This window comes from Streptomyces sp. NPDC056948, from assembly GCF_042674225.1.
In the GTDB taxonomy this organism is placed as follows: domain Bacteria; phylum Actinomycetota; class Actinomycetes; order Streptomycetales; family Streptomycetaceae; genus Streptomyces; species Streptomyces purpurascens.
Window position 1 is genome coordinate 21,390 of the sequence record NZ_JBHUQX010000076.1, and the last position, 6,558, is coordinate 27,947.

Genomic DNA, 6,558 nt, shown 5'->3' on the forward strand with positions numbered 1-6,558 from the left:
TGGGCTACTTCGCGGCGCCGGCGGTGAGCCCGGCGACGATACGGCGCTGGAAGAGCAGCACCATGACCACCAGCGGGACCGTGACGAGGACACCGGCGGCCATCTGGCTGCCGAACGGCGTCTCGTAGGTCGTGGCGCCGGTGAACTTGGAGATGGCGACGGTCGCGGTCTGCATGCCGGGCTTGTTGGTCATCGACAGGGCGATGAGGAACTCGTTCCAGGCGCAGATGAAGGTGATGATCGCGGTGGTGAAGATGCCCGGCGCGGCCAGCGGCACGATGACCCTGCGGAAGGCCTGGCCGCGCGTGCAGCCGTCGACCATCGCCGCGTGCTCCAGCTCGTCCGGCATCTGGCGGAAGAACGTGGTCAGGTTCCACACCGCCAGCGGCAGCGCGAAGGACATGCTCGGCACGATCATCGACTGGTAGGTGTTGATCCACCCGATGTCCGTGAACAGCTTCAGCAACGGCACCACGATCGAGACGACCGGGAACATCGAGGTGGCGATGATCAGCGTGAGGATCAGCCGCTTGAAGCGGAACTCCAGCCGGGCCATCGCGTAGGCGGTGAACGTGGCGAGCAGCAGCGCCGCCGCGGTCGTGATCCCGGCGACGACCAGACTGTTGAGCAGCGCGCGCCCGAACCCCTGCGTGGGGTCGAACACGGCCCGGTAGTTCTCGAAGGACAGCGGAGCCGGCACGAGCGAGGTGTCGAAGATGTCGCTCGTGCGCCGAAGGCTGGAGACCAGCATCCAGTAGAACGGGGCCAGACAGTAGGCCACCACCGCGGCGATCCCCAGATACGGCAGCCACCGCCGCCACTTGACCGTGAGCGTCATGCCGCCACCTCCGTACGACGGCGCCTTCTCCTGCTGTCGCCCCCGATGAGGTCGGCGCCGAGCAGCCGCACAAAGGCGAGCGCGATCAGGAACACATACAGGAAGAGGATCACCGCGTAGGCGGAGGCAGGCCCGAAGCGGACGTTGGCCGCCTCGTTCTGCGCGAGCATCGACAGCGTCTCCACCGAGTGCTTCTGCGCGCCGACGAGGATGTAGGGCAGATCGAACATCCGCAGCGCGTCCATGCAGCGGAACAGCACCGCCACCAGCAGCGCGGGCTTCACCAGCGGCAGGGTGATGTGCCAGAACTGGCGCGCCGGCCGGGCCCCGTCCATCCGGGCCGCCTCGTAGACCTCCTTCGGGATCAACTGGAGGCCGGCCAGCACCAGCAGCCCGATGAAGGGGGCCGTCTTCCACACCTCGGCGACGATGACGGCGACCTTGGCGTGGAAGCCCTCGGTGGTCCACAGGATCTGCTGCCCGAGCAGCGCGTTGGCGACGCCGTCGCTGTTGAAGATCCACCGCCACAGCAGTCCGGAGATGGCCGTCGGCACCGCCCAGGGCACCAGGATCCCGGCCCGCACCAGGCCCCGGCCCCGGAACGCCTTGTGCATGATCAGCGCCATGGCCACCCCGACCACCGTCTCCAGGCCGACCGTGACGACGGTGAAGAACGTGGTGTTCCAGAAGGCGTTCCAGAACCGCGCCCCGGCCTCGCCGAAGATCTCCACGTAGTTCTGGAGCCCGACGAACGGCTCGGTGTCGCTGATGAATCCGGTGCTCGGGTCCAGCTCCTTCGGCCCGTACAGCGACTCCTTCAGCGCCATGAGCGTCGGGTAGAGCACGACGATCGTCAGTACCAGCAGCGTCGGTGAGACCAGCAGCGCTGCCAGCCGCCCGGAACCGGCGGTCGCCCGGCCCGCCTTTGGCGCCCGCCGAGGGCTGCTCTTCTCTTCCGTGCGCAGGTCCGGCGGCGGCTCCGTCCTGGTCATGGCCCCGGCCCTCACAGCGCCACGGCCTTGCGCAGCGCCTTCTGCAGATCCTTCAACGCCCGCGCGCTGCTCTTCTCCCCGGTCAGGGCGGCGTACGTCTCCTGCTGGACCGCCGAGGTCACATCGCCGTACTGCACCACCCGGGGCCGCGGCACGGCCCGCAGGATGGACTCCTTGAGCACCGGCAGATACGGGTACTGGGCGATGAGCGCCTTGTCGTCGTAGAGCGAGGCGTACGGCGGGGCGACGGAGGCGTCCTCGAGGAAGGTCCTGGTGTTCTCCTCGCTGCTCATGAACTTGATGAAGTCCAGGGCCGTCGCCTTGTTCCCGGCGGAGGAGGACACGGCCATGTTGTGGCCGCCGAGGCTGGAGGAGCCGGGCCCGTTCAGACCGGGCAGGGGGGCGGTGGCGAACTTGCCCTTGACGCCGCTCTTCTGGGCCAGCGAGTACGCGTACGGCCAGTTGCGCAGGAAGACGAGCTTGCCGGACTGGAAGGCCTGGCGGCCGTCCTCCTCCAGGTAGGTGATGGCCTTCTTCGGGATCGTCCCGTCCTTGAAGGAGCCGGCCAGGAAGTCGAGGCCCTTCCTGGCCTCGGGGGTGTCGACGTCCGGCTTGCCGCTCGCGTCGGTGACGGTGCCGCCCGCGGAGTTCACGGCCTCGGCGAAGTTCACCGTGAGGCCCTCGTACTTCTGGAACTGCCCGGCGTAGCAGGACATGCTCTTCGCCTCGGGCAGCTTCTTCACCTTGGCGCAGGCGGCGGTCATCTGCGCCCAGGTCGTGGGCGGCCGGGCGACACCCGCCTTCTTCAGCAGGTCGGTGCGGTAGTAGAGCATGCCGCCGTCCGAGCTGCCCGGTACCGCGTACAGACCGCCGCGGTACCGGGAGGTCTCCACCACCGGCTTCAGCATCCTGCCCAGCGGGAACCGCTTCTCGGGCAGCGGGTCGATCCACCGGTGGGCGGCGAACTCCGAGGTCCACACGGCGTCGAGGGACAGCACCGTGTAGGCGTCGGACTTCGTCTCCGCGTTCTGGATCATCTGCTGGCGCTGCGCGTCCGGGTCGGTCGGCAACTGGATGAAGGTGACCTTCTCCTTCGGGTGCGCCTTGTTCCAGCGGTCGAGCATCGGCTGGACGGTGCCCGTGGTGTCCTTGCCGGCCACGTACGTGATGGGCCCGCGCCCTTCGAACGACGGTGGCCCGGCCTGCCCGGAGCCGCTGCCGCAGGCGCTGAGGAGAAGCCCGGTGGCGGCGAGCGCGGTGGCTCTGGTGGTTCTGGTCGTCATGTCTCTCCTGGTCGCACTGAACCGGGGTCATGGCTGCTGAGACTGCGTTGTCATGGAATGAATGAAGAAAATATGCAGGTCAGAACGCTGATGGCGGATCTCTTGGAGACCACTTCAGGGCCGCTCGGACAACGCTTGCAAGCTAGGGGCGTGTTTTGTCGAAGTCAATGCGTTACGCAGGGGTAATCGGCTGACTGCTTTGGCTTCACTCTCATGAAAGCGCTGTCACAACCACGGTCAGCGGAGCGAATCCCTGTGCTAACGTCCGGCTCATGCCTCCAGCTCAGCGGCACCCCACGATGGCCGACGTCGCCGAACGGGCCGGGGTCTCCACCTCCACCGTCTCGCGCACGCTGCGCGGCCTGTCCACGGTGTCGCCGGAGGTGCGCGCCCGGGTGGAGAAGGCCGCGCGCGAACTGAACTTCGCCGTGTCACGGCAGGCCGCGAGCCTGGTCACGGGCCGGACCGGGACGGTCGCGGTGATGGTCCCGACACTCAACTCGTGGTTCATGGGATCCGCCCTGTCCAGCCTGGCCCCGCTGCTACGGGCGGCGGGCCTGCAGCTCAACGTCTACGAGATCCCGGACCTGGCCGAGCGCACGGACTTCTTCGAACACCTCCCGGCGCGCCGCAACGCCGACGCGCTCCTGGTGTTCTCCTTCGACCTCACCGACGAGGAGACGGCCCGGCTGGACGACCTCGGCATGCCGGTCATCTACGTCAGCCAGCACGTCGACGGCCGCCCGAGCGTCTACGTCGACGATGTGGCCGGCGCCCTGCACGGCACCCGGCATCTGCTCAACCTCGGCCACCGCCGGATCGCGTTCGTCCACACCGAGGGCGCGAGCGGCTTCACCTTCAGCTCCAACGAACGGCTGCTGGGCTACCGGCAGGCGCTCACCGAGGCGGGCGTCCCGCTCGACGACGACCTGGTGGTCTCCACCCGGGTCGGCGACAAGCGCGCCGCCGCCGAGGTGCTCGGCACGCTGCTGAGCCTGCGCGAGCCGCCGACCGCCGTCTTCGCCGAACAGGACGAGGTCGCCGTCGCCCTCATCTGGAACCTGCGCAAGACGCGGATCGCCGTACCCGAGCGCATCTCCGTCCTCGGCTTCGACGACCAGCCGCTGGCGGACTGGTTCGACCTGTCCACGGTCGCCCAGTCACCGTCGGACATGGGACGCGAGGCCGGCGAACTGGCCCTGAAGCTCATCGACGACTCCGACGGAGAACACGGCCGCCATCTGGTCCTGCCGACGCATGTGATCCCCCGCTCCACGACAGCGCCGGTGGCTCACGCCCGGGACGAGGGGGAGCGGGGCGGCGAGCCGACGCAGGGGTGACCACACCTCAGATCGGCCGTGGGGAAAGGGAGTTGTCCGCACTCCGCGCACTGCCCTCCACAGACCTTCCGCATCCACACCCGGGAACATTTTCGATCATGAACCGCGGAGCGCCCACCCCTACACTGAGCTGCGATTTCAAGATGATCGGAGCACGACATGCGTCGCCTCGCCACCGCTTTCGTGGCAGTCAGCGTCCTCGCCCTCGCCGGATGCGCGCAGGACTTCGACAAGGGCCCCGAGGGCAAGGTCACCGAGAAGGTCAAGGACGGGAAGAAGTTCTACCTGGTCGTTGATCCGGCCAAGGCCGGTGACGAGAAGAAGTTCAGGGTCAGCAAGTACGACTACCACGACTGCAACCGGGGCTCGAAGTACCCCAAGTGCGTCGGGGACTGAGCCTGCTCCAGACAGACTGTCCGTTCCTCAGGTCGGCGCGAGCCGGGCCTCGGGCCCTGGTGAACCGGCACGAAGGACCTAGTCCGGTGGTCGCCCACCGGGGACTCCGTCCCCGGGCAGGTTCTCGCGCAGTTGCGGTCGCCGGTCCGCGGCCCTCCGGTACCAGGCGCCGTACCGCTTCGCGAGGACCACGGCCGACATGCCGTGCAGGAGGATGCTGAGCATGACGGTGACCGCGATCACCCGGCCCAGGAGCTGAACGCCCGGGACGTGTTCCTCGACCAGGAGAAGCCCGAAGACGACGGAGGCGAGCCCGCGCGGCCCGAACCACCCGATGTAGGCGACCGTGGGAAGGGCCAGGCCGGTCCTGGCCAGGGAGAGGGCGACCGGCAGCATCCGGACCACGGTGAGGCTCAGCACGGCGTAGACGACGATCCGCCAGTCGAGGTCGTCCAGCGTCGGCCCGAGCAGGACGGCACCGAAGACCAGGAAGCTCAACGAGGCGAGAAGATCGGCGAGATGCCCGGTGAGACCGGCGGAGTCGTCGACGGCGGCCGGTGCCTCAGCCGGTGCCCCTGCCCGCGCCTTCACCGGTCCGCTCCGCCGCAGCGACACACCGAAGGCGAAACCGGCCACCCAGGCCGCGATGAAGCCGCTCCCGTCGAAGGCGACGGCCACCGCGTACGCGCCCACGGCCACGGCCAGGACGAAGGTCTGCCGCCAGTCACCACCGATCCAGCCCCTCGCGCGCGACCGGCGCAACAGCCACCCGCCGAGCCCTCCCACGGCCAGGCCCCATGCGGTACTGAGCACGAGCGCGCGCCAGAACACCCCGGCGGCTCCCTCCTCCGAGGCCATGGTCCCGGGCAGAGCCGCGAGGAAGACCACGAAGAAGGGCAGCGCCATACCGTCGTTGAGGCCGGACTCGACATTCAGGCCGTCGCGCACCAGCGGGGGGACACGCCGATCGGAGACCGCTGTCTTGCCGAGGGCGGCATCGGTCGGCGCGAGAACGGCACCGAGCAGGGCCAGTTCCCACAGGGTCAGCCCCGGCAGCAGGGGCCACGCCAGCAGCCAGCCCGCCCCGATGGTCAACGGCAGTCCGATCCCCAGCAGGCGGCCGGGGAGGAATCCGCCGAGACGGAGATCCCGTCCCCGTACGGACATCGCGTCGGTGAACAGGACCAGCGTCAGGGCGGCTTCGACCAGGGTGAGCACGGGGCCCGCGTCGTGCTTCAGGTCGAGCAGACCGAGCCCGGTCGGGCCGATGGCGATCCCGCAGCCGGTGAACACCATCGGCGCCGACACGACGGTCGTGGCCAGCCGCCGGGAGAAGAGGGCGTACCCCGCCGTCACGGCGGCCACGGCCGCCCCCGCCCACACGCTGCCGCTCACCGCGCCTCACCCGTCAGGGCGTGCGGTTACGAGTGGAGGACCTTCTCCTTGGCCCGGCGGAACTCCTCGTCGGAGATGTCGCCGCGGGCCCGGATCTGCGACAGCTTGGCGAGCTGGTCCGCCTCGCTGGGAGGGCCGGTGGCGCCGACGGTCTCGCGGATGTAGCGGTCCGTCTCGTCCATCTTGGCCTTGACGTGGTCCTGTTCACGCTTGCCCATGCCCTTGCCCCTGGCGACGACGTAGACGAAGACGCCCAGGAAGGGCAGGACGATGGTGAAGACCAGCCATCCCGTCTTGGCCCAGCCGCTCAGGGC

At 68.9% G+C, this 6,558-nt stretch carries 7 protein-coding genes; 2 read left to right on the plus strand and 5 right to left on the minus strand.

Annotation, left to right across the window (positions count from 1 at the left end; translation table 11 throughout):
* Window positions 1–4 precede the first annotated feature (4 nt).
* The 3 genes from ACFTZL_RS12760 to ACFTZL_RS12770 are packed head-to-tail and all read right to left on the minus strand — an operon-like array spanning window position 5 to window position 3,113.
* Complete coding sequence (locus ACFTZL_RS12760) at window positions 5–838, minus strand: carbohydrate ABC transporter permease (protein ID WP_382580935.1); 834 nt, start codon at window positions 836–838, stop codon at window positions 5–7.
* The gene (locus ACFTZL_RS12765) at window positions 835–1,830 is read right to left on the minus strand and encodes a carbohydrate ABC transporter permease (protein ID WP_382580937.1); all 996 of its coding nucleotides are present in this window, start codon (window positions 1,828–1,830) and stop codon (window positions 835–837) included. Before ACFTZL_RS12765 ends, ACFTZL_RS12760 begins: the two co-directional genes overlap by 4 nt.
* Before the next feature lie 11 nt (window positions 1,831–1,841).
* A complete protein-coding gene (locus ACFTZL_RS12770; RefSeq protein WP_382580939.1) occupies window positions 1,842–3,113 on the minus strand; it encodes an ABC transporter substrate-binding protein in 1,272 nt (423 codons plus the stop codon).
* 299 nt (window positions 3,114–3,412) lie between these two features.
* Here ACFTZL_RS12770 and ACFTZL_RS12775 point away from each other — a divergent pair, with 299 nt between their 5' ends.
* Complete coding sequence (locus ACFTZL_RS12775) at window positions 3,413–4,453, plus strand: LacI family DNA-binding transcriptional regulator (RefSeq protein WP_382580947.1); 1,041 nt, start codon at window positions 3,413–3,415, stop codon at window positions 4,451–4,453.
* 159 nt (window positions 4,454–4,612) lie between these two features.
* The gene (locus tag ACFTZL_RS12780) at window positions 4,613–4,849 is read left to right on the plus strand and encodes a hypothetical protein (RefSeq protein ID WP_382580941.1); all 237 of its coding nucleotides are present in this window, start codon (window positions 4,613–4,615) and stop codon (window positions 4,847–4,849) included.
* Between the two features lie 78 nt (window positions 4,850–4,927).
* On the opposite strand, the gene ACFTZL_RS12785 is transcribed toward ACFTZL_RS12780, so the two are convergent.
* On the minus strand, window positions 4,928–6,244 hold the full coding sequence (locus ACFTZL_RS12785; protein WP_382580943.1) for a cation:proton antiporter: 1,317 nt from the start codon (window positions 6,242–6,244) through the stop codon (window positions 4,928–4,930).
* 26 nt (window positions 6,245–6,270) lie between these two features.
* A partial coding sequence (locus ACFTZL_RS12790) for an SHOCT domain-containing protein (protein ID WP_382580945.1) occupies window positions 6,271–6,558 on the minus strand: 288 nt, incomplete at its 5' end.